Here is a 21818-nt window from a genome sequence, read left to right as displayed (position 1 = left end):
GATGCGCAAGCTCAGTCTCGCACTTCCCTTTTGCCTGTTCGCCCCGCTCAGCGCCGAAGCCGCACAATTCCTCGACGGAGCCTATGGCAACAAGGAGGGCTGCATCTACGCCAAAACAGGCGAATCCTCCGGCGCCGACGTATTTTTCCTGCTCAACGACGAGGGCGTGACGACAGCCGCCTCCTTCTGCGAGTTCAAGAGCGCCGCCACCAAGACCAGCAGCGGCTTCACCATCAAGGCACAATGTGATGCCGAGGGCGAAGTCGGGCCGGTCCACACCATGACGCTGACGAAATCGGCGAAGGGTTACACGATCACCGCCAGAGACGGCACCAAGTGGGGACCACTTCCCAAATGCAAATGAGCAAGAAGATCAGCACCGCCGCGGCAAAAACCTATTCGGTCGTCAGCGCCCAAAATCTCGGCCTGACCTTCGACACCAATGACGGCCCGGTGCATGCGCTGTCCAATGTCGATCTCGACATCGCCAAGGGTGATTTCGTCTCCTTCATCGGCCCGTCCGGCTGTGGCAAGACGACGTTTCTGCGGGTGATCGCCGATCTCGAACAGCCGACATCCGGCACGATCTCCGTCAACGGCATGACGCCGGAAGAGGCACGCAAGGCACGCTCTTACGGGTATGTGTTTCAGGCGGCAGCCCTTTATCCCTGGCGCACGATCGAAAAGAACATCGCCCTGCCCTTGGAAATCATGGGCTATTCGACTGCCGAGCGACAGGAGCGCATTTCCCGCGTGCTCGATCTCGTCAATCTGACCGGTTTCGGCAAGAAATACCCGTGGCAACTGTCGGGCGGCATGCAGCAGCGCGCCTCGATTGCCCGAGCCCTCGCCTTCGATGCCGACCTGCTTCTGATGGACGAACCGTTTGGCGCGCTCGACGAGATCGTCCGCGATCACCTCAACGAACAGCTTCTGGACCTGTGGTCGCGTACGCAGAAAACGATCTGCTTCGTGACGCATTCGATCCCCGAAGCGGTCTATCTGTCGACCAAAATCGTGGTGATGTCGCCGCGTCCGGGTCGGGTGACCGATGTGATCCACTCGACCCTGCCGAAGGAACGGCCGCTGGAGATCAGGGAGACACCGGAGTTTCTGGAAATCGCCCACCGGGTGCGCGAAGGTTTGCGGGCGGGGCATAGTTATGAGGAATGAGACTCAGCGATTTCAGTTTACCCCCCTCTGCCCTGCCGGGCATCTCCCCCACAAGGGGGGAGATCTGGGGTGGCAAGACCTTCCCGGCTCAGATCTCCTATCGCCCGCTGAAAGGCTGATTGTGGAGAGGAGTTCATGCGCCCGGCCGTTCTCCCCCCTTGTGGGGGAGATGTCCGGCAGGACAGAGGGGGGTGACGAAGGGCACAGGGCGGGAGATGTCGGAACATGAATATGACCACGCTGCGCCACCACACCCTGCCCGTCCTCACCATCGTCATCGCCATCCTCGCCATCTGGTACATTGCCGCCTACGCCCTCAACGCCCCCTTTCAGCGTGATCTCGACCGTCGCGGCAATGTCACCTCGACACCGATGGAGTTTCTCGCCAAAACCATGGCTCAGCCGAAACCGATCCTGCCGGCGCCGCATCAGGTGGCGCAGAACCTCTTCGAAAACACGGTTCTGCGCAAAGTCACCTCCAACCGCAGCCTCGTCTATCATGCCGGCGTGACGCTCTCCTCGACGGCGCTCGGCTTTATCATGGGCACGGCTCTCGGCATCGCCATTGCCATCGGCATCGTCCATGTCAGAACGCTCGATCGCAGCCTGATGCCGTGGATCATCGCCTCGCAGACCGTGCCGGTTCTGGCGATCGCGCCGATGGTCATCGTCGTGCTCGGCGCCGTCAACATCACCGGGCTTTTGCCGAAGGCGCTGATTTCCACCTACCTGTCGTTCTTCCCGGTCGCGGTCGGCATGGTGAAGGGCCTGCGCTCGCCCGATCGCATCCATCTCGACCTGATGCGCACCTATCACGCCAGCGCCTTGCAGACCCTTTTCAAGCTGCGCCTGCCTGCCGCCATCCCCTTCCTGTTCGCCTCGATGAAGGTGGCAGTCGCCGCAAGCCTTGTCGGCGCCATCGTTGCCGAACTGCCGACCGGCGCTGTGGCCGGTATCGGCTCGAAACTTCTCGCCGGCGCCTATTACAGCCAGACGATCGATATCTGGGCGGCGCTGATCGCCGGCTCCATTCTCGCCGCACTTCTGGTGGCCATCGTCGGCCTTGCCGCCAAGCTGGTCGATCGGGCCATGGGCGCGAGGACCAGTACGCGAACAAGCGGGAGGCCGGCATGAGACGCCTGAAACGCAACTGGCATTCGCTGTCCGCCGCCCTGCTGGCCCTTGCCGCCACGGCCCATATGCCGCTCACCCTGGCCGATGCCGCCAATCCGGCCAGCAACGGCATGCTGATCGCCGGCGGCATCGTCACCACGACGCTGATGTTGCAGGCGTTCGAAAACAGTGGTCCGGCGCTGCGTGGAATCCTTCTCTTCCTCGGAGCACATTTCTGCGCTTTCGCCCTTCTCTCCGGCCTCACCGGCAACGAGGGAAAAATGTCGGCCGCCTTTTTCCTGGCTATTGCCGCCGCATGGCTGCTGGCCTGGGGCAGCGCCTCGGAATTTGCCCACATCGAACCACGCGCCCGTGCGGCGAAAACCGTGCTGCGGCTGCTGATCCCGGCCATCTTTGGCGCCTGGATCCTCATCCTCTGGGAAGCCCTCACCCGCGGTTTCGGCGTGCCTTTCATCCTCCTGCCGCCACCATCGGCCATCGGCGTGCGCATCGCCTCCTCGCTCGCCATCCTCTGGGCCGATGTGCAGCAGACCATTTTCAAGGCGGCGCTGGCCGGTTATCTCCTCGGCTGCGCCTCGGGTTTTGTCACCGCCATCCTCGCCGACCGGGTGGATTTTTTGCGTCGCGGCCTGATGCCGATCGGCAATCTGATGTCGGCGCTGCCGATCATTGGCGTGGCGCCGGTCATGGTCATGTGGTTCGGTTTCGACTGGCAATCCAAAGCCGCCGTCGTCACCATCATGACCTTCTTTCCGATGCTGGTGAACACGGTGGCAGGCCTTGCCACGACGGGCACGATGGAGCGCGACCTGATGCGCACCTATGCGTCCGATTACAGCCAGACGCTGATGAAACTGCGCCTGCCGGCCGCCATGCCCTTCATCTTCAACGCGCTGAAGATCAATTCGACACTGGCTTTGATCGGCGCCATCGTCGCGGAGTTTTTCGGCACGCCGATCGTCGGCATGGGTTTTCGCATGTCCACCGAGATCGGCCGCATGAATGTCGACATGGTCTGGGCGGAAATCGCCACGGCCGCCGTCGCCGGCTCTCTGTTTTACGGTCTGATCGCGCTTGCCGAGCGGACTGTGACCTTCTGGCATCCGTCCAGCCGCGCGGGCTGAACGCAAAAGAATACCCGCCCCGCAGAAGGGTGGGCCAATACCCAAAGCAAAAACCACAGAGGAACAAGGAACAGACCGATGAAAAAACTTCTCTTCGCATTGATGGCCGGCGCGATGTCGCTGTCAGCCGCTGAAGCCAACGCCGCCGAAAAAGTGACGTTGCAGCTGAAATGGGTCACCCAGGGCCAGTTCGGCGGTTATTATGTCGCCAAGGACAAGAGATTTTATGAGGAAGAAGGCCTCGACGTCACCATCAAGCCCGGCGGCCCGGATATTGCCCCCGAACAGGTGATCGCCGGTGGCGGCGCCGATGTCGTGGTTGCATGGATGGGCGGCGCGCTGGTTGCCCGCGAAAAGGGCGTACCGCTCGTCAATATCGCCCAGCCCTTCCAGAAATCCGGCCTGCAGCTGATTTGCCCCAAGGATGGGCCGATCAAGACTGAAGCCGATTTCAAGGGCCACACGCTCGGCGTCTGGTTTTTCGGCAACGAATATCCGTTCTTCGCCTGGATGAACAAGCTGGGCCTGAAAACCGATGGCGGCGCCGATGGCGTCACGGTTCTCAAGCAGAGTTTTGACGTGCAGCCGCTTGTGCAGAAGCAGGCCGATTGCATCTCGGTGATGACCTATAACGAATATTGGCAGGCGATCGATGCCGGTTTCAAGCCGGAAGACCTCACCGTCTTCAACTTCTCCGCCATGGGCAACGACCTTCTTGAAGACGGGCTTTACGCCACCGAGGACAAGCTGAAGGACCCGAAATTCAAGGAGAACATGGTCAAGTTCGTGCGCGCTTCGATGAAGGGCTGGAAATACGCTATCGAAAACCCGGATGAAGCGGCCGAAATCGTCATGGACAATGGCGGCCAGGACGAGAACCACCAGAAGCGCATGATGGGCGAGGTCGCCAAACTGATAGGCACCGGCACCGGCGTGCTCGACACCGCCACCTATGACCGCACGGTTAAAGCGCTGCTCGACCAGAAGATCATCACCAAACAGCCGGAAGGCGCCTATACCGCCGACATCACCACGGCCGCGAAATAATCGCGACAGGGCCCGACAGTCTTAGCAATGCCGCAAACAGCGGGCATCCATTCGGGTGCCCGCTGTTACAATTTGCAAAGAAACTGCAAAGCGGGTGATACGCTGCCCTGATTGATTTGCGCTGCCCGAACCGGTAAATTCACGCAGGCGTGAAGCCGGTACTTGCATTCGCAAATGCCGCTGCACATTTGATCGGCGACGTTGCGTTGGGAGGCGCAGTCTCGATCGGCAGCGATTGGATTCTCTCCCATATTCATGAAAGAGTCCGTATGTCCCGACGCCGCCTTGAAATTCTGCCCGCCGCCATGTTTGCGATCGTTTCGACCTTCGCAGTGCCGTCCTTCGCACAGGAACAGCAGCCGAAACCCGCCGCGAAACTGCCGGCCATCGTCGTGACAGCGGTGACCGAGCGGCCGCTCACCGACCGCGTCATCGCCACCGGTACGATCCGCCCGATCAACGAGGTGTTCGTTCAGCCGCTCGTCGATGGTCTGCCGATCAAGACGCTGAATGTCGATGTCGGTGACCGCGTCGAGGCAGGCGCCGTGCTGGCGACACTGGACGGCGATGCGCTCATCCTGCAGAAAAGCCAGTATCAGGCCAACAAAGCCAAAGCGGAAGCAGCCCTTGCCCAATCGAAGGCGCAGGTGGTGGAAGCGCAGGCGAGCTATGACGATGCCATTCGCCAGCGCGACCGTACCCAGCGCCTTGGCCAGAGCGGCACAAGCTCCACCGCACAGGTGGAACAGGCCGATGCGCAGGCGCAGGTCGCCGACGCCAAGCTGAAGGCTTCCCAGCAGGCGGTCGGCGTTGCAGAGGCCGACATCAAGGTCGTCGATGCTCAGATTGCCGATATCGACCTGAAACTCGCCCGCACAGATGTTCGGTCGCCGGTATCAGGCGTCATTTCGGTCCGGACCGCCAAGGTCGGGGCGATTGCCGCTGGCAGCGGCGATCCGATGTTCAACATCATCCGCGATGGCGCCATCGAACTGGTCGCAGATCTGGCCGAGACCGATATCGGCAAGATCAAAAAGGACCAGAAGGCGACGATCCGCGTGGCCGGCAACCGCACCGGCATAGACGGCGTCGTGCGCCTTGTCTCTCCGACGGTCGATGCCTCGACCCGTCTCGGCGCAGTCCATATCGTCGTCGATGCGACGAGCGGCGCCCGCGCCGGCATGTTCGCCAGTGCCGAAGTGATCGTTGCGCAGACGACCGCATTGGCGCTGCCGCAATCGGCGGTGACCAGCGGTCGCGACGGCTCGATCGCCCGCAAGGTCGAAGGCGATGTCGTCAAGCAGGTGAAGATCGAGACCGGCATTCAGGATGCAGGTTTTGTCGAAATCGTCAGCGGCCTTGCAGCCGGCGACAAGGTGGTGGCCAAGGCCGGCGCCTTCGTAAGTGACGGCGACCGCATTGCGCCTGTGGAAGCCAAGAGCGCCGACACATCGAACCAAGCGTCGAACTGAGGGATTTCTCCATGAATTTTTCCGCCTGGTCGATCCGCAACCCGATCGCGCCGATCCTCGGTTTTGCGCTGCTGATGTTCGTCGGCATCCAGTCCTTTTATGCGCTGCCGATCACCCGTTTCCCCAATATCGACGTGCCGGTCGTGTCGATCACCGTCGTCCAGAACGGCGCCGCACCAGCCGAACTGGAAATGCAGGTCACCAAGGAGGTCGAGGATGCGGTCGCCTCGATCAGCGGCATCGACGAGATCCAGTCGACGGTGGTTGATGGCCAGTCCACCACGACCGTGCTGTTTCGCATCGAAAAACCGACCAACGAAGCGGTTCAGGACACCAAGGACGCGATCGACCGCATCCGCAGCGATCTTCCCGCCGATGTCGAGGAACCGGTTGTTTCCAAGGTCGATGTCGAGGGTCAGGCGATCCAGACCTTTGCCGTCTCCTCCCCCAACATGACGCTCGAAGAGATTTCGTGGTTCGTCGATGACACGGTCAAACGCGCCCTGCAGGGTCAGGCTGGCGTCGGCCGTATCGACCGTTACGGTGGCTCAGACCGCGAAGTGCAGGTCATGCTCGAACCCGGAAGGCTCGATGCCTATGGCATTACCGCATCCGAGGTGAACGAGCAGCTGCGCGGCACGAACGTCGATCTCGGTTCCGGCCGCGGCCAGATCGGCGGCAATGAGCAGGCGATCCGCACGCTGGGCGATGCCCGCAGTGTCGCGGAACTGAGCAATACGACGATAACCCTGCCCACCGGCAATTTCGTAAAACTCTCGCAGCTCGGCCGTGTCACCGACGCCTATGAGGAACAGAAATCCTTCTCGCGTTTCAACGGCAATCCCGCCGTCACCTTTGCCGTGTTCCGCGCCAAGGGCGCAAGCGAAGTCTCCGTCGCCGAAACCGTTGCGAAAAGTCTCGATCAGGTGCGCGCCGCCCATCCGGACGTCGCCATCGAGATGGTGGATGATAGCGTCTACTTCACCTACGGCAATTACGAATCCGCCCTGCACACGCTGGTCGAAGGTTCGATCCTTGCCGTCATCGTCGTGTTCCTGTTCCTGCGCAACTGGCGTGCGACGCTGATCGCCGCCGTCGCCCTGCCGCTGTCGGCCGTGCCGACCTTCTGGATCATGGACGTGATGGGCTTTTCGCTCAATCTCGTCAGTTTCCTAGCGCTGACGCTGGCAACCGGCATTCTTGTCGATGACGCGATCGTCGAGATCGAAAACATCGCCCGCCATATCAAGATGGGCAAGACGCCGTATCGGGCAGCGCTGGAAGCTGCGGATGAAATCGGCCTCGCCGTCATCGCTACCAGTTTTACCATCATCGCCGTCTTCGTGCCGGTGTCGTTCATGCCGGGCATTCCGGGCCAGTATTTTATCCAGTTCGGTCTGACGGTTGCGTTTTCGGTGTTCTTCTCGCTGATGGTGGCGCGGCTGATCACGCCGCTGATGGCCGCCTATCTGATGCGCTCAGAAGACGCGATGGATGACCATCACGACAATGACGGCCGGCTGATGCGGGCATATTCGAAGGTCGTCTCCGGCACCACCCACAAATGGTACTGGCGTTATGCGACGCTGCTCGGCGCCATCGCCTTTCTCGGTGCGTCGCTGTTCCTGCTGTCGAAAGTGCCGGGCAGTTTTCTGCCGCCGGAAGATTCTTCACGCATCGTGCTTTCGGTGGAACTGCCACCCAATGCGACACTGGAGGAGACCGATGAAACCAGTGCGCAGATCTACAATACGGTAAAAGATCTCGACGGCGTCGAAAGCGTCTTCGTGCTGGGTGGTGCATCCCCCAAGGGCGATCTCGAGCTGCGCCGCGCCACAATCCGCGTCATCCTCGGCAACATGGATCACTCGCTGCTGAAGACCATCGTCAACAAGGGTTTTGGCAACATTCCGCTGATCGGCACCTGGCTACCGAAAATCGAAGACCATGGCCGCACACGGCCGCAATGGGATATCGAGAAGGAACTGTTCGCCAAGGTGGCATCCATCCCGGATGTGCGCATCTCGAAAATCAACGATCGGGCGGAGCGCGAACTCACCTTCAATTTTCTCTCCGACAACAATGACGAGCTGAACGAGGCGGTCGCACTTCTGGAGTCCAACCTGCGCGCCTCGCCCATCCTCGCCAACGTTTCGCAGGATGGCGCCCTGCCCCGCCCGGAACTGCAGATCCGCCCGCGCAAGGATGAAGCCGCCCGTCTCGGCGTCACCCCGCAGCAGATCGCCCAGACCGTGCGCGTGGCAACGATCGGCGATATCGATGCGCAACTGACAAAGATCTCGCTGGATGACCGGCAGATCCCCATCCGCGTCCAGACCTCGCTCGATACCCGCCGCGATCTCGACCGTATCCGCGCGCTGAAAATCAAGACGGCATCGGGCGCCACCGTACCGCTCTCCAGCGTCGCCGATATCGATTATTCGGAAGGCCCAAGCTCGATCAAGCGCAATGCCCGCAACCGTGTCGTCGCCATCGGTTCCGACGTACCGCAGGGCACGGCGCTGGAAACCTCGACCGCCGAGTTCAAGCGCATCGTCGACGAGACGAAACTGCCGCCGAGTGTCAAACTGGCAGAAAGCGGCGATGCCAAGGTGCAGGGCGAAATGCTGTCCGGCTTTGCCAATGCCATGCTGCTCGGTCTGCTGCTGGTTCTGGTCGTCCTGATCCTTCTCTTCAAGGACGTGATCCAGCCTTTCACCATCCTGTTTTCGCTGCCGCTTGCCATCGGCGGCGTCGCAGTGGCGTTAATTATCACCCAGAACGCGCTGTCCATGCCCGTCCTGATCGGCATCCTGATGCTGATGGGTATCGTCACCAAGAACGCCATCCTGCTGGTCGATTTCGCCATCGAGATGAAACATGCGGGCATGAGCCGCGTCGACGCCATGGTAGAAGCCGGCCGCAAACGCGCCCGCCCGATCATCATGACCTCGATCGCCATGTCGGCCGGCATGCTGCCGTCTGCGCTCGGCGTTGGCGAAGGCGGCTCGTTCCGCGCACCGATGGCGATTGCCGTGATCGGCGGCATCATCGTCTCGACCGTGCTGTCGCTTCTCGTCGTGCCGGCCTTCTTCCTGATCATGGACGACCTGTCGCGCCTGCTCGCCCGCCTGTTCGGCCGACTGGTCGGGAAGAAGGACGAGGAAGAACTGCCGATGACGGAGGAGGCGCTCACCAAGGCAACGCGTGAACAGGCCGGTGATATTGCGGCACTACAAGAACGGATCGACCGCCTCGAACGCGATAGAAGCGATGACCGTTCACCGGGCAGCCAGGGTAACAACGTCCTGAGATTGCCGCCTATGGCCGCCGAATAAGCAACTCTCCTTGCCTGCCGGAGCGCAAGGAGGGGTAGCAGCAGGGTTTGCAACACCCGCAACTGCGGTCAAATGACACAAGCGGCATTTTCCGGCAGGCAGTTTGATGAACATCAAATTGCCTGTCAGGCCATCCGCTATCCTCCTCCTATCGAAAAACCGCCGGCCCTTTAGCCCCCGGCAAAGGAGGAACTGCTACGATGAACAAACACGCCATCACCGACAGCGAGCGCAGCCAGCTCCTGAAGACGACACTGCTCACCGGCCTTCAGGGACGTTCCCTGCAGCGCATGCTCGACAGCGCCATCGTCGAAGAACGCGAGGGACGTTCCTCGGTGTTCCGTCAGGGCGAAAATGCCGACGCATTCTACTGTGTCCTGAACGGTTACGTCCGCCTGTTCCGGCTGAGCCGCGAAGGCCGCCACGCCGATGTGCGCATCTGCCAGCCGAATGACGTTTTTGCCGAATGCATGATCTATGGCGGCGATGATTACACGTTCAACGCCCAGACCGCCGATACCGCAACGCTTGCCCGCTTCGACCTCGGCACCGTTCGCCGTCTGGCGGAAGAAGATAGCAATATCGCCCGCTCGGTGATGACCTGCCTCTCCCAGCACCTGATCGACACGATGCATTGCGTCGGCAGCGATCGCCTCAACACCGCGCCGCAGCGCGTCGCCGACTATCTTCTGGAACGTTGCCCGATCGACCGCGGCCCGGCCTCCGTCCAGCTTCCCTTCCAGAAAAACCTTCTGGCCGGCATGCTGGGTCTGGCCCCGGAAGCTTTGTCACGTGCCTTCTCGACACTTCGCCCGCGCGGCGTGACGGTTCGCGGCCGCATGATCCAGATCGGCGACGTTCAGGCTTTGCGCGAAGTCGTCTGATCAGGCACACCCGATCAGGGGCAGCTCACAGGCCGCCCTGCACTTCCAGAAACCGCACGACATGTTCGATGCCTTCGCCGCGCTTCAGATCGGTGAACACATGCGGTTTCTGCTCGCGCATACGGGCGGCGTCGCGGTCCATCACGTCGATATCGACATCGACGTAAGGCGCCAGATCCTTCTTGTTGATGATCAGAAGGTCCGAGCGGGTGATGCCCGGCCCGCCCTTGCGCGGGATTTCCTCGCCCTGACAGGTGGAGATCACGTAAATGGTGATATCGGCGAGATCGGGCGAAAAGGTCGCCGCCAGATTGTCGCCGCCGGATTCGATGAACACCACGTCAAGATCGGGAAAACGCTGGTTGAGGCCGGCAATGGCCTGCAGGTTGATCGTCGCATCCTCGCGGATGGCGGTATGCGGGCAACCGCCCGTCTCGACGCCGACGATGCGATCTGAGGATAACGCCTGCATCCGCACCAGCGCCTCGGCATCTTCCTTCGTATAGATATCGTTGGTGACGACGGCGACCGAATATTTCTCGCGCATCGCCTTGCAGAGTTTCTCCGTCAGCGCCGTCTTGCCGGAACCGACCGGACCGCCGATACCGACCCGCAGGGGACCGTTTGCCGATTTCATGAAAATGTCCTTGTCATTATGCTGCGCGCGAGAATAACGCCGCGCAATTGTGGTGCAATGGGGAAGATGCCGGTGGTGGGTTTTGCTGCCCGCCCCCCGCCAGTCGCAGGGATGCCGCATCTGGAATTGGGACAGAACCACGACCTCCCTTCGATCTCCCCCCATGTGGGGGAGATGTCACCGAAAGGTGAAAGAGGGGGGTGAGCAACGGAGCGGCAGGTAAATCCAAATCGGCCCCTTTGCACCTAGATTGCCCCCCTCTGCCCTGCCGGGCATCTCCCCCACATGGGGGGAGATCGGGTGAACGGTGCCCTCCGCAATCCATATCTCTGCCGTCGAAATCAGAAAAACAGGCCGCATTCGAATGAAAGGCAACCGGCAACCCGCTCACCACACCTAGGACCGGAACAACCGCGAATGCTGCACCTCATGCCTGAGCGACGCAATTTCCGCCTGCACGGTCGCCGTACCCAGATCGTCCAGCGTCAGCGCCCCTGCCCGCACCGAAATCGCGCCGATATCGGCCTCCGTGCCGGCCAGAACCCGCACGCCATCGGCCTGACCGCAGACACCGAGACGGATGGCTGCCGAAATCCATTGCGACACCGCCGCATGCAGATAGGCGGCAAGCGCCTTGTCGGCCGGCACGCCATGCGCGGCGGCAACGGCACCGACGGCCACCGGAAACGGCAAATCCACAGGCAGACGGGAGAACACCGGATGCGGCCATGCCGCAGCACCCGTTACAAACGCCTTGCCGAGCGACAGCGTTTCCGCATGGCGTTCCGCCGAGCCGGCCAGCGCCAGCCCAAGTTCGGAGACAGACGCCAGCGCCTCTTCATCCTCAGAACACCGCCAAGCCTCGCAAAACAGCACCGCATCGTTCAAAAGCGAACCATGCGCCAGCACCGTTCGCAGCCAGCCCGTCAGACCATCGGCATCCGTCACCAGCCGGTCATGCACGGCCCGCTCCAGCCCGCCAGACCAGGCAAAACCGCCCACCGGAAAGGCCGGCGACAGCCATGCCATCAGCCGCAGCAGGGCTTGCGTATCGAAGGTGGATGTCATGCCTGCTCAGTCATGATTGCAGTTGGGGCCATGCACATGACCGTGGTCATGGCCATGCCCGCCATGCGCATGATAGGCGCCACGCGCCGGCTGAAACGGTTCCTCGACATCATAGACCTTGGCGCCGAGGCCTTCCAGCATGGCGCGGATGACATGGTCGCGCAGGATCAGAATGCGCTCTTCCTCAATCTGCGCCGACAGGTGGCGGTTGCCGAGATGCCAGGCGAGTTCGATCAGATGCAGCGTGTCGCGCGCGTTGATTTCATAAAGCTTTTCCGGCGCCGCCTGCACTTCGATCGTGTCGCCATTGTCGAGCACGAGGCGGTCGCCATGGTGGAACAGCACCGCTTCCTTGAGGTCGAGCATGACCATGTCGCCATTCGACAGATGCAGCAGCTTGCGGCGCAGATGGCGCAGGTCGTGCGGCAGGCTGACGGTGTCGATCGGCGGATCGGTGACGACGCCGGCGGGGCGATAATAGTGAATGTGCTGCATGGTCTTCCCACTCGAATACGGTTGGCCGCATCATTGCCAACAGTGGCCGCCAGCACAAGCCCGACGGCAAGATGATCCGCAGAAACAAGGAGGGCTCACCCGGGAGGGGCACCGGGTGAGCCTCGCGCGTCACACCACTTTGTCAGCGCAACAGCGCCAGGGCCTCGTCGATCCCCAGCGCTGCCGGCTGAGTGCAGGTCGTGGTGGTCGCGACGAAACTGCCATCCTGGCCTGAACGAAGGATGGAGGTCATGACATCGACGCCATGCAGCGCCCGGTCGATCGAGCAACGCACATCGCGTCCCTCGATCAGCGCCGTCGCCATGTCGGCAAGGCCGGCTGTACGATAGTTGGCGCGCGGCCCTTGCGGGCTTTCCTGATTGGCCTTGCCGAACGGATGATCCCAGTCCTTGAGCGACTGGATATCCTTGTCGCGGCCGCTTGCTTCCACCACGCCGCCAAAAAAGTTCGGGTCAGGCACGTAGATCGAGCCTTCTGTGCCGTAGAGTTCCATATTGGCATGGCGGTGCGACCACACATCCCAACTGGCCGACAGCGTGATGGTGGCGCCATTGCCGAATTCCAGAAGCGCATGGATATTGGTCGGTGTCTCGACCGGAATGCTCTGGCCCTTCAGCGGCTCGCTGGTGATCAGGCGCGTCGGGCTAGCCATCGAGGTCAGCGCTGCAACCCGCTTGATCGGGCCAAGGAAGTTGATCAGGTTGGCGATGTAATAGGGGCCGAGATCGAGGATCGGCCCGCCGCCATTGAGGAAGAAGAAGCCGGGATTGGGATGCCACATCTCCATGCCGGGGCTCATCACATGGCATGTGCCCGAGGTGATGCGGCCGACCCTGCCTTCATCGATATACTGGCGGGCCAGCTGATGCGCACCGCCCAGAAAGGTGTCGGGCGCGCAACCGACGGCCAGTCCCTTCGACTTGGCGAGCGCCTGCAATTCCTTGCCTTCCTCCAGCGTCACCGTCAGCGGTTTTTCGGAATAGACGTGTTTGCCGGCCTCGAGGATCGCCTTCGACACGGTGAAATGCGCCGCCGGGATGGTGAGGTTGACGATCACATCGAGCTCGCCATTGGCGAGCAGCTCGGGAATGGTCTGCGCCTTCACGCCATATTCCTGCGCCCGAAGTTTTGCAGCTTCGGGGTTGAGATCCGCGCAGGCAAGGATTTTCAGGCCCTTGAAGAGCGGTGCAAGAGAGAAATAGGCAGTGGAAATGTTGCCGCATCCGATGATGCCGACGCCCAGTTCCTTGGACATGGAAATACTCCGCGATCTGAAAAATCAGTAGGTGTTGAACGAGGCGATGGAACGCTTGGCAAGTCGCACGACATCGTTGGGGTTGTCATGCTCCAGCACGAAATGTTTGGCCGGCGTCTTTTTCAGCGCCTCCAGCAGATCCTTCCACGGCACGGTGCCATGGCCGAGATCGGCCCAGCCGTCCTCGTCGGTATTTTCACCGGCCGGTGCGATGTCCTTCACATGGACTGCGGTGATCTTCTTGCCGTAGCTTTCGATCCAGGCGAACGGATCGGCACCACCGCGGATCACCCAGGCGATATCGGCTTCCCAGGCAAGGTCGGGCCCGCCGGCAAAGATCTGCTCCTGCGGGGTGGAGCCATCGGGCAGCGCCTTGAACTCGAAATCGTGGTTGTGCCAGCCAAAGGTATAACCGGCATCCTGATACCGCTTGCCCACTTCGGCAAGACGTTTGCCGAATGCATACCAGCCCTCGGCGTCACCCGGCCGCTGGTCAGCAACCAGATGCGGGCAATAGATGCCGGTAATGCCGAGCGTTTTTGCGATCAGCAGCGCCTGCGCCGGCTCCTTTTCCAGCAGGTCGAGACCGAAATGGCCGGTCGGCATGGTCAGGCCATTGGCATCGAGTTCGGCGCGGAAGGATTTGAGGGCAGCCTCGTCGAGCGTGGCGTAAAGACCGCCATAACCTTCGACTTCCTTATAGCCTTCGCTGGCCACGAGTTTGAGCGTGTCGGACAGCGGCGGAAAATTGCGGGCGCTGTAAAGCTGGAACCCTAAAGTCGTCATGTCATCCTCCTTGAAATGAAATTTTGGCTTGTGGGAGAAGTCCCCCTCTGGCCTGCCGGCCATCTCCCCCACAAGGGGGGAGAAAATTTGTGGCGATCTCTTGCCTCGAAGTAGGCTTCGGCGGATCGGCTAGATTAAGCCCCTCCCCCTTGTGGGGGTCCGAAGGACGGGCGAGACCCGTGGCTCGCCCCGGCCGGGTTTGGGGCGGGGTCTTATTTATCCTGAAACCCATCAAATCCGCTCCTCCGTCCCGGCATCAAAAACCGACGCCATACGCATGTCGAAACCCAACCGCACCTCAGCGCCAATGGCATAACGCCGCGCGCCACCGACACGCACCGAGATCGTATGGCCGGCGAGCTTCAGCCAGATGAGGTTATCGGCCCCCATCGGCTCCTCGATATCGACGACCGCCTCATGCACTTCCTCACCGGCGAGATCACCATCGACCTTGATATGCTCGGGACGCACTCCGAGCACGACCTTGCGACCGGCCTTCAGCGTTTCCGACGTCTCGTAGCCATCGAGCGAAAAGCTGACGCCATGGGTGCTGAAGACGGTGCGACCGCCCTCCTCCACCAGTTCGCCGCGCAAAAAATTCATCGAGGGCGAGCCGATGAAACCGGCGACGAACAGGTTGTTGGGGCGATTGTAGATGGTGACCGGATCGGCGAGCTGCTGGATGACGCCCGACTTCATGATGGCGATGCGGTCGGCCAGCGTCAGCGCCTCGATCTGGTCATGGGTGACGTAGATCATCGTGTTCTTCAGCTGCTGATGCAGCCGCTTGATCTCGACGCGCAGTTCGGAGCGCAGTTTGGCGTCGAGGTTGGACAGCGGCTCGTCGAACAGGAACACATCGACATCCCGCACCAGCGCCCGGCCGATCGCCACACGCTGCCGCTGGCCGCCCGACAAGGCCGCCGGCTTGCGTTGCAAAAGCGGCTCGATCTGCAGGATTTCCGCCGCCCGCGCCACGCGTTTGGCGATATCCTCCTTCGGCATGCCGGCCACCCGCAGCCCGAAGGAGAGGTTCTTTTCCACCGTCATCTGCGGATAAAGCGCATAGGACTGGAACACCATGCCGATGCCGCGATCCTTTGGCTCTTCCCAGGTGACGTTCTTGTCCTTGATGAAAATCTGCCCTTCGGTCGGCTCCAGCAGGCCGGCGATGCAGTTGAGCAGCGTCGATTTTCCGCAGCCGGATGAGCCGAGCAGGACGAGGAACTCGCCATCATGAATATCGAGATTGAGATTTCCGAGAACCGTCAGCGCCCCGAAGGAAAGTGTCAGGTCACGCACCGAAACGCTGTGATTGGCCTTGGAAAATTGCATGGGAACTACGTTCATGGGGGTCATCCCTTCACTGCGCCGGCGGCGATGCCGCGGACGAACAGGCGGCCGGATAAGAAATAGACGATGAGAGGCACGGCGCCGGTCAAAAGCGTCGCAGCCATGTTGACATTATATTCCTTCACGCCCTGCACGGAGTTGACGATGTTGTTGAGCTGCACCGTCATCGGATAGGTGTCGGGCCGGGTGAAGACGACGCCGAACAGAAAGTCGTTCCAGATGCCGGTCACCTGCAGGATCATCGCCACCACGAAGATCGGCAACGACATCGGCAACATGATGCGCCCATAGATCTGCCAGAAGCCGGCGCCATCGATGCGAGCTGCCTTGAACAGTTCTTCCGGCAGCGATGCAAAATAATTGCGAAACAGCAGCGTCAGGATCGGCATGCCGAAGATCGTGTGGACGATGATCAGCCCGGTCAGCGTGCCGTAAATGCCCAGTTCCCGCAGCACGATGACGATCGGGTAGATCATCACCTGATAGGGAATGAAGGCCCCGATGATGAGGATCGAGAAGAACAGTTCCGATCCCTTGAAGCGCCAGTTGGCCAGCGAATAACCGGTGACCGAGGCAACGAAGATCGACACCACCACGGACGGGATCATGATCTTCACGGAATTCCAGAACCCGCGCGAAAGCCCGTCGCAATTGAGACCGGTGCAGGCTTCGGCCCACGCCTTCACCCAGGGCTCGAAGGTGATTTCCACCGGCGGCGAAAAGATATTGCCGAGGCGGATTTCCGGCATGCCCTTCAGCGAGGTCACAACCATCACGTAAAGCGGCAGAAGGTAATAGAGCGCGGCCAGCCCGAGGATGCCGTAGAGCATGATGTTGCGGCGCGACAGGACACGTTTCGGCTTTCTGCCGCGCGGACCTGCGGACAGTCTGTTTGCAGCAGCGCCGGAACCGGCGGCAACCGTCTTGAGAGTGGAAACGTCAGCCACGCTTGCGCCCTCCGAATTCGAGATAAGCCCAGGGAATGATGATGATGGCAACGGTGAGCAGCATCATCGTCGATGCGGCAAACCCCTGCCCCAGGTTCTGCGCTTGGAACATGTAGTCGTAGACATATTTGGCCGGCACTTCGGACGAATTGCCCGGCCCGCCAGATGTCTGCGCCACGACGAGATCGTAGAGCTTGACGATACCGGCACCGATGATGACCAGCGTGGTGACGAAAACCGGCCGCATCATCGGGATGACGATGAAGATATAGGTCCGCCACATGGGAATGCCGTCGACGCGTGAGGCCTTCCAGATATCCTCGTCGATGCCGCGGAGCCCGGCCAGCATCAGGCACATGACGAGACCCGTGCCCTGCCACAGGCCGGCGATCAGGATGCCATAGATGACGATGTCGGGATCATAGACCGGGTTGAACTCGAACGTTTCCCAGCCGAGCGAACGGACGATCGCCTGAATGCCGAATTCCGGATTTAGGATCCATTGCCAGACGAGGCCGGTGACGATGAAGGACAGTGCAAAAGGATAGAGAAAGATGCTGCGGAAGACGTTTTCGAAACGGATCTTCTGGTCCATAAGCGCCGCCAGGACAAACCCCACAACGAGCGAAAAGATCAGCGACAGGATGCCGTAGATCGCCAGATTCTGGATCGAGACGATCCAGCGCGCCGAGGCCCACAGCCGTTCATACTGGTCGAGGCCGACAAAATTGGTGCGTGGCAGAAGCCGCGAATTGGTGAAGGAATAAACGACGGTCCAGACGGAGCCGCCAAGGAAAATCACCAGGGCGACAAAGATCATCGGGATGGAGGCAATCTTCGAATTGAGATTGCGGAAAAGCTGACTGGGTCGGGCAGATGGGGTGGATTGTGCCATATGTCTTCCTCGATCGGCCGGCGGCGCATTTTCGGCCGCGGTGTTCCGTCCGGCCCCACAATCAAGCGGGGCCGGTCAGGTTGAGCGATGGAAAGCGGTTGTCAGTCCGCGGAACCGATGATCTCGGCGAACCGCTCCTGCGCGGCTTCCGGCGTCATCTCCTTTGAGAAGAACTCCGCCATCAGGTCTTCCTTCTGCTTCTGCGTATCGGCAGTCACAAGCTGGTCGACGCTGGTGGTGGTGCCACCTTTGGCGATGATGGCGATGCCCTGCTTCATGCAATCATTGGCGGACGCCATATCGACGTCACCGCGGATCGGCACGGAGCCCTTCTTGAGGTTGAAAGCGACCTGCACTTTCGGATCGACGATGGTTTCAGCCAACGCGTCCTGAGCCTTGATCTTGGCCTCGTCCTTGAGCAGTGGGAAATAGATGGCATCGCCACCCGTCGCCAGAACCTCGTTCAAGCCCAGGCCTGCAAGGCAGGTATATTCCTTGCCGGCGGTCTGGCCGGCCTGCTGGAATTCACCCTGCGCCCAATCGCCCATGATCTGGCCGCCGGCCTTGCCGGTGATGACGAGATTGGTCGCCTGGTTCCAGTCCTGCACGTTGTTGCCCTTGGCAAGCTCGCGTGCCTGCACGGCTGCGGCAAAGATTTTTGCCATTTCCGGGCCGGCGGCGGCTTCCTCATCCTTGTCCTTGTAGACCTTTTCGAACAGCTCCTTGCCGCCAAGCGAAAGAGCGAGTGCATCGAACAGGTTGTTGGCCTGCCAGGGCTGGCCGCCAAGCGCCAGCGGCTGTATGCCGGCTTCCTTCAACTTCGGCGCGGCTGCAACGAACTCGTTCCAGTCCTTCGGCACCGGCACACCCGCCTTTTCGAAAGCGGCATTGGAAAGCCACAGCCACTGCCAGGAGTGGATGTTCACCGGGGCACAATAGATCTTGCCCTCGAATGTGCAGCTGTCGAGCAGGCTCGCCGGCTTGATCACCTCTTTCCACTTGCCCTTCTCCGCCACCTCGGAGAGGTCGCGCATCAGGCCGGATTGCACCAGTTCCTCGGCTTGACGGCCATGGTTGAACTGGGTGGCGCCCATCGGATCACCACCGGTAATGCGGCTGATCATGATCGGACGCGCCGTGCTGCCGGAACCGGCAATGGCACCATCCACCCACTTGTTGCCGGTTGCGTTGAATGCGTTGGCCAGTTCCTTGACGGCGGCGGCTTCACCGCCTGACGTCCACCAATGCGTGACTTCCAGATCAGCCGCCTGAACGATACAGGGCAGCGCCACTGTGGCAGCCATGACAGCTGCAAAAGCACGTATACGCATGAGTCTCCTCCCTCACTGAAACGTTGCAGTAAAAAGCTAGGGCAAAGATTTCTGGGTGGCAACCCGAGATTGGACGAATAATTTTAACCCGGCGATGTTTTCAACCGGAGACTGAAATCACTCACATCAGGGAATTCATAAAAAATGTTTAATTTCAATATTTTATGACGTCATCTACATCACACTTCTTCGCAGATGCAAAAATGTTGTGCGTCTGCGTTGTGTCTATGTAAAATTGCAGGTTGTCGTACCTGCGAGAATATCCGGTCTGAAAAATCACTGTAACGTTACAGTTTTTTACCGTAAGAAACGGTTTGCATCGACACGCAGCTTTCCAAAGCGGCAATTCCAGCGCGAACGGCAGCCATGGACGACGAAGACAGAAGATTTTCCCGCGGGGCATCCGTCACCGAGCGGCCGACCCTGAAAACCATCGCCTACATGACCGGGCTCGGCATCACCACGGTGTCGCGCGCCCTGAAGGATGCACCGGATATCGGCGCCGATACCAAGGAACGTGTACGCCTCGTCGCGCGCCAGCTCGGTTATCAGCCCAACCGCGCCGGCGTGCGCCTGCGCACCGGCAAGACCAATGTCATCGCGCTGGTGCTCAGCATCGAGCAGGAACTGATGGGTTTCACCAGCGCCATCGTTCAGGGCATTTCGGAAGTGCTGGGCGGCACGCAATATCACCTCGTCGTCACCCCGCATTCCTTCGAGAAGGACCCGATGGTGCCGGTGCGCTATATTCTCGACACCGGCTCGGCGGATGGGGTGATCATCTCGCGCATCGAGCCGGAGGACCCGCGTGTCCGGTTGATGATCGAGCGCAATCTGCCTTTCGTCACCCATGGCCGCACCGACATGGGCATTGCCCACCCGTTCCACGATTTCGATAATGAGGCCTATGTCTATCAGGCGGTCGAGCGACTGGTGAAACGCGGCCGCCGCCGTATCGCGCTGCTGGCACCACAAAGCCGCTTTTCCTACCACCTGCACAGCCGCATCGGCTTTGAGCGGGCGCTTGCGGATTTTCAGGCGACGGAAGTCTCCATGGGGCGCCTCACCACCGAGACCCCTCTGGACGAGCTGCGCAGCCATTCCGAGCGATTGTCGCGCCTGCCGGAACCGCCAGATGGCATCGTCTCGCTCAGCGGCTCATCGACGATCGCGCTGGTGGCCGGCATAGAGGCGGCTGGCCGCAGGCTCGGCCATGATGTGGATATCGTCGCCAAACAGTCGGCCGAGTTTCTGAACTGGATCCGCCCGGAAATCCTCACCGTCACCGAGGACGTGCGCCATGCGGGACAGGAATTGGCCAAGGCGGTGCTGGCCCGCATCGACGGCGTAGCGCCGGATCTCCTGCAAAGCATTGCCGGCCCGATCTGGTCCAGCATGGGGCCAAGGGACTGAACGCAAAAAGCCCGGCGCGCGGCCGGGCTTTCGAAGTTTGTGCAGCCGATCGAACCGAAATTATTCGGCAGCGATCTTCATGGCGCGCAGGTTTTCGAGAATGTTCTGCGGCGAAGACGCACCGTAAGGGTCGCTCTCGCAATTGTCGGAATAACCTTCTTCCTCGAACCACTGCTCGACGACACCATCGTTGACGATGGCGCCATAACGCCACGAGCGCATGCCGAAACCGAGATTGTCCTTGGCGACCAGCATGCCCATCTTGCGGGTGAACTCGCCCGAACCGTCCGGGATGACCGTGACGTTGGCAAGGTTCTGGCTCTTGGCCCATGCGTTCATGACAAAAGCGTCATTGACCGACATGCAGTAGATGGCGTCGATGCCTTCGGCCTGGAAATCGGAAAAGAGCTTTTCGAAATCGGGCAGCTGGAAAGTCGAGCAGGTCGGTGTAAACGCGCCCGGCAGCGAAAACAGCACGACGCGCTTGCCGGCAAAATAGTCGGCCGAGGTGACGTCCTGCCAACGGAAGGGGTTGGGGCCACCAACGGCTTCATCGCGCACGCGGGTGCGGAAGGTGACTTGGGGAACGCGTTTGCCCAGCATGACTGTCTCCGAGATAAAATGAACATTTGCCCCGTAGAGAGGCAGAAGACTTTTCTCTAAAGACAATTTTCCCGCAGCGCAGCAATCTTCTTAACAAAATCCTGCACTGCACAGCAGCTATTCACAGGAAGCATTGCTCGGGCGACGGACGCGCTCATTTTTCGGCCGGATTGAAGAGATCGAGCGACAGAACCAGCGTCTGCGGCAAGGGATTCCACACACCGGTGCGCAGGCCGGCGGCGCGCAGCGCACCCGCCGTCCAGGTATTGCAGCCGACAAGGGCGTTGAACGAACCATGGGCTTCGAAAAACTGGTCGTAACCGCCATAACCGGCACCGGGGATGAGAGCGACCTCACCCTGCTCGCGGACAAAGCTGCCTTGGATGAAGCCGGACAGATTTTGAAATTCGACGGGTGAAAGATCGAAAGCCCGCACCGAAGGATGGGTTTCGTCGATCGGTCCGGCGATATCGACATGCATGACCGAGCGATCCACGGTCAGCGCCCGAAAGACCGGCATCGGCTTCAGATCGGCCCAGGTCGGCGTTTCCAGATAAAACGACCGCCCTCCCCAGCCGATCACCAGCCATTCCGCACGAGGATCAGCAACGGGAATGCCGGAGGATCCGAGGTAGGCGTAGGCGGCACGGGTCTCATCGTTCAGCGGGATGGCGATATCGGTGTGGATCGGGTTGGACAGGACGAGAATGCGCCGCGTATCGCCGGTGGAGACGGCACGTTCGGGCGCAAACAATGGCCGCGGAACAAATGTCCCGACGGCAACTGCAAAGACGACAACAAGGATCGCGGCCAGCAGCCAGCGACAGAACCGTCTCATAGGC

Annotated in this window: 20 protein-coding genes; 9 read left to right on the top strand and 11 right to left on the bottom strand. The window is 60.7% G+C overall.

Going from position 1 to position 21818, the window contains the following annotated elements:
* The first annotated feature begins 1 nt into the window (after position 1).
* From AAIH70_RS08625 to AAIH70_RS08590, 8 genes are all read left to right on the top strand, one after another.
* A complete protein-coding gene (locus AAIH70_RS08625; protein WP_132271780.1) occupies positions 2-364 on the top strand; it encodes a hypothetical protein in 363 nt (120 codons plus the stop codon).
* Entirely contained in the window at positions 361-1173 is an 813-nt protein-coding gene (locus tag AAIH70_RS08620) for an ABC transporter ATP-binding protein (RefSeq protein WP_132271778.1), read from the top strand. The genes AAIH70_RS08625 and AAIH70_RS08620 overlap by 4 nt, the downstream gene beginning before the upstream one ends.
* A 231-nt stretch (positions 1174-1404) precedes the next feature.
* Positions 1405-2307: an ABC transporter permease gene (locus AAIH70_RS08615; RefSeq protein ID WP_430033829.1), complete on the top strand. Its 903-nt coding sequence runs from the start codon at positions 1405-1407 to the stop codon at positions 2305-2307.
* Positions 2304-3431, top strand: coding sequence for an ABC transporter permease (locus AAIH70_RS08610; protein WP_132271774.1), 1128 nt, complete (start codon positions 2304-2306; stop codon positions 3429-3431). The genes AAIH70_RS08615 and AAIH70_RS08610 overlap by 4 nt, the downstream gene beginning before the upstream one ends.
* A 78-nt stretch (positions 3432-3509) precedes the next feature.
* Entirely contained in the window at positions 3510-4478 is a 969-nt protein-coding gene (locus AAIH70_RS08605; RefSeq protein WP_132271772.1) for an ABC transporter substrate-binding protein, read from the top strand.
* Positions 4479-4747: 269 nt separating this feature from the next.
* Positions 4748-5950: an efflux RND transporter periplasmic adaptor subunit gene (locus tag AAIH70_RS08600; RefSeq protein WP_132271771.1), complete on the top strand. Its 1203-nt coding sequence runs from the start codon at positions 4748-4750 to the stop codon at positions 5948-5950.
* A gap of 11 nt (positions 5951-5961) precedes the next feature.
* Positions 5962-9288 carry an efflux RND transporter permease subunit gene (locus tag AAIH70_RS08595; RefSeq protein ID WP_132271769.1) on the top strand — a complete coding sequence of 1109 codons (3327 nt, stop codon included), beginning with the start codon at positions 5962-5964 and terminating at the stop codon, positions 9286-9288.
* Between the two features lie 200 nt (positions 9289-9488).
* Entirely contained in the window at positions 9489-10172 is a 684-nt protein-coding gene (locus AAIH70_RS08590) for a Crp/Fnr family transcriptional regulator (RefSeq protein WP_132271767.1), read from the top strand.
* 25 nt (positions 10173-10197) lie between these two features.
* Here AAIH70_RS08590 and ureG read toward each other — a convergent pair whose 3' ends face one another.
* From ureG to AAIH70_RS08545, 9 genes are all read right to left on the bottom strand, one after another.
* Positions 10198-10809 carry an urease accessory protein UreG gene (gene ureG / locus AAIH70_RS08585; RefSeq protein ID WP_132271765.1) on the bottom strand — a complete coding sequence of 204 codons (612 nt, stop codon included), beginning with the start codon at positions 10807-10809 and terminating at the stop codon, positions 10198-10200.
* 396 nt (positions 10810-11205) lie between these two features.
* Entirely contained in the window at positions 11206-11877 is a 672-nt protein-coding gene (locus AAIH70_RS08580) for an urease accessory protein UreF (protein WP_132271764.1), read from the bottom strand.
* 6 nt (positions 11878-11883) lie between these two features.
* Positions 11884-12372 carry an urease accessory protein UreE gene (ureE, locus tag AAIH70_RS08575; protein WP_132271762.1) on the bottom strand — a complete coding sequence of 163 codons (489 nt, stop codon included), beginning with the start codon at positions 12370-12372 and terminating at the stop codon, positions 11884-11886.
* 142 nt (positions 12373-12514) lie between these two features.
* Entirely contained in the window at positions 12515-13648 is a 1134-nt protein-coding gene (locus tag AAIH70_RS08570) for a Gfo/Idh/MocA family protein (RefSeq protein ID WP_132271760.1), read from the bottom strand.
* Positions 13649-13672: 24 nt separating this feature from the next.
* Positions 13673-14434, bottom strand: coding sequence for a sugar phosphate isomerase/epimerase family protein (locus tag AAIH70_RS08565; protein ID WP_132271759.1), 762 nt, complete (start codon positions 14432-14434; stop codon positions 13673-13675).
* Between the two features lie 231 nt (positions 14435-14665).
* Positions 14666-15784, bottom strand: a complete 1119-nt coding sequence (locus AAIH70_RS08560) for an ABC transporter ATP-binding protein (protein WP_245519021.1) — start codon at positions 15782-15784, stop codon at positions 14666-14668.
* A 5-nt stretch (positions 15785-15789) separates the two neighbouring features.
* Positions 15790-16734, bottom strand: a complete 945-nt coding sequence (locus AAIH70_RS08555) for a carbohydrate ABC transporter permease (RefSeq protein WP_132271757.1) — start codon at positions 16732-16734, stop codon at positions 15790-15792.
* Positions 16727-17629 carry a carbohydrate ABC transporter permease gene (locus tag AAIH70_RS08550; protein WP_132271755.1) on the bottom strand — a complete coding sequence of 301 codons (903 nt, stop codon included), beginning with the start codon at positions 17627-17629 and terminating at the stop codon, positions 16727-16729. Before AAIH70_RS08550 ends, AAIH70_RS08555 begins: the two co-directional genes overlap by 8 nt.
* 101 nt (positions 17630-17730) lie before the next feature.
* Complete coding sequence (locus AAIH70_RS08545; protein WP_132271753.1) at positions 17731-18960, bottom strand: ABC transporter substrate-binding protein; 1230 nt, start codon at positions 18958-18960, stop codon at positions 17731-17733.
* Positions 18961-19326: 366 nt separating this feature from the next.
* On the opposite strand from AAIH70_RS08545, the gene AAIH70_RS08540 reads away from it, so the two are divergent.
* A complete protein-coding gene (locus tag AAIH70_RS08540) occupies positions 19327-20373 on the top strand; it encodes a LacI family transcriptional regulator (protein ID WP_132271752.1) in 1047 nt (348 codons plus the stop codon).
* Between the two features lie 60 nt (positions 20374-20433).
* Here AAIH70_RS08540 and AAIH70_RS08535 read toward each other — a convergent pair whose 3' ends face one another.
* Complete coding sequence (locus AAIH70_RS08535; RefSeq protein WP_132271750.1) at positions 20434-20976, bottom strand: peroxiredoxin; 543 nt, start codon at positions 20974-20976, stop codon at positions 20434-20436.
* Positions 20977-21130: 154 nt separating this feature from the next.
* Entirely contained in the window at positions 21131-21814 is a 684-nt protein-coding gene (locus AAIH70_RS08530) for a TIGR02117 family protein (protein WP_132271748.1), read from the bottom strand.
* Positions 21815-21818 lie beyond the last annotated feature (4 nt).

This window comes from Neorhizobium sp. BT27B, from assembly GCF_050455485.1.
Classification (GTDB): domain Bacteria; phylum Pseudomonadota; class Alphaproteobacteria; order Rhizobiales; family Rhizobiaceae; genus Neorhizobium.
The sequence above is the reverse complement of the archived record's forward strand: the minus strand, read 5'-3'. Positions and strand labels throughout refer to the sequence as shown.

Coding starts and splice junctions, on each gene's coding strand:
- AAIH70_RS08625 (WP_132271780.1), top strand. CDS start 2: ATGCGCAAGCTCAGTCTCGCACTTCCCTTTTGCCTGTTCGCCCCGCTC.
- AAIH70_RS08620 (WP_132271778.1), top strand. CDS start 361: ATGAGCAAGAAGATCAGCACCGCCGCGGCAAAAACCTATTCGGTCGTC.
- AAIH70_RS08615 (WP_430033829.1), top strand. CDS start 1,405: ATGACCACGCTGCGCCACCACACCCTGCCCGTCCTCACCATCGTCATC.
- AAIH70_RS08610 (WP_132271774.1), top strand. CDS start 2,304: ATGAGACGCCTGAAACGCAACTGGCATTCGCTGTCCGCCGCCCTGCTG.
- AAIH70_RS08605 (WP_132271772.1), top strand. CDS start 3,510: ATGAAAAAACTTCTCTTCGCATTGATGGCCGGCGCGATGTCGCTGTCA.
- AAIH70_RS08600 (WP_132271771.1), top strand. CDS start 4,748: ATGTCCCGACGCCGCCTTGAAATTCTGCCCGCCGCCATGTTTGCGATC.
- AAIH70_RS08595 (WP_132271769.1), top strand. CDS start 5,962: ATGAATTTTTCCGCCTGGTCGATCCGCAACCCGATCGCGCCGATCCTC.
- AAIH70_RS08590 (WP_132271767.1), top strand. CDS start 9,489: ATGAACAAACACGCCATCACCGACAGCGAGCGCAGCCAGCTCCTGAAG.
- ureG (WP_132271765.1), bottom strand. CDS start 10,809: ATGAAATCGGCAAACGGTCCCCTGCGGGTCGGTATCGGCGGTCCGGTC.
- AAIH70_RS08580 (WP_132271764.1), bottom strand. CDS start 11,877: ATGACATCCACCTTCGATACGCAAGCCCTGCTGCGGCTGATGGCATGG.
- ureE (WP_132271762.1), bottom strand. CDS start 12,372: ATGCAGCACATTCACTATTATCGCCCCGCCGGCGTCGTCACCGATCCG.
- AAIH70_RS08570 (WP_132271760.1), bottom strand. CDS start 13,648: ATGTCCAAGGAACTGGGCGTCGGCATCATCGGATGCGGCAACATTTCC.
- AAIH70_RS08565 (WP_132271759.1), bottom strand. CDS start 14,434: ATGACGACTTTAGGGTTCCAGCTTTACAGCGCCCGCAATTTTCCGCCG.
- AAIH70_RS08560 (WP_245519021.1), bottom strand. CDS start 15,784: ATGAACGTAGTTCCCATGCAATTTTCCAAGGCCAATCACAGCGTTTCG.
- AAIH70_RS08550 (WP_132271755.1), bottom strand. CDS start 17,629: ATGGCACAATCCACCCCATCTGCCCGACCCAGTCAGCTTTTCCGCAAT.
- AAIH70_RS08545 (WP_132271753.1), bottom strand. CDS start 18,960: ATGCGTATACGTGCTTTTGCAGCTGTCATGGCTGCCACAGTGGCGCTG.
- AAIH70_RS08540 (WP_132271752.1), top strand. CDS start 19,327: ATGGACGACGAAGACAGAAGATTTTCCCGCGGGGCATCCGTCACCGAG.
- AAIH70_RS08535 (WP_132271750.1), bottom strand. CDS start 20,976: ATGCTGGGCAAACGCGTTCCCCAAGTCACCTTCCGCACCCGCGTGCGC.
- AAIH70_RS08530 (WP_132271748.1), bottom strand. CDS start 21,814: ATGAGACGGTTCTGTCGCTGGCTGCTGGCCGCGATCCTTGTTGTCGTC.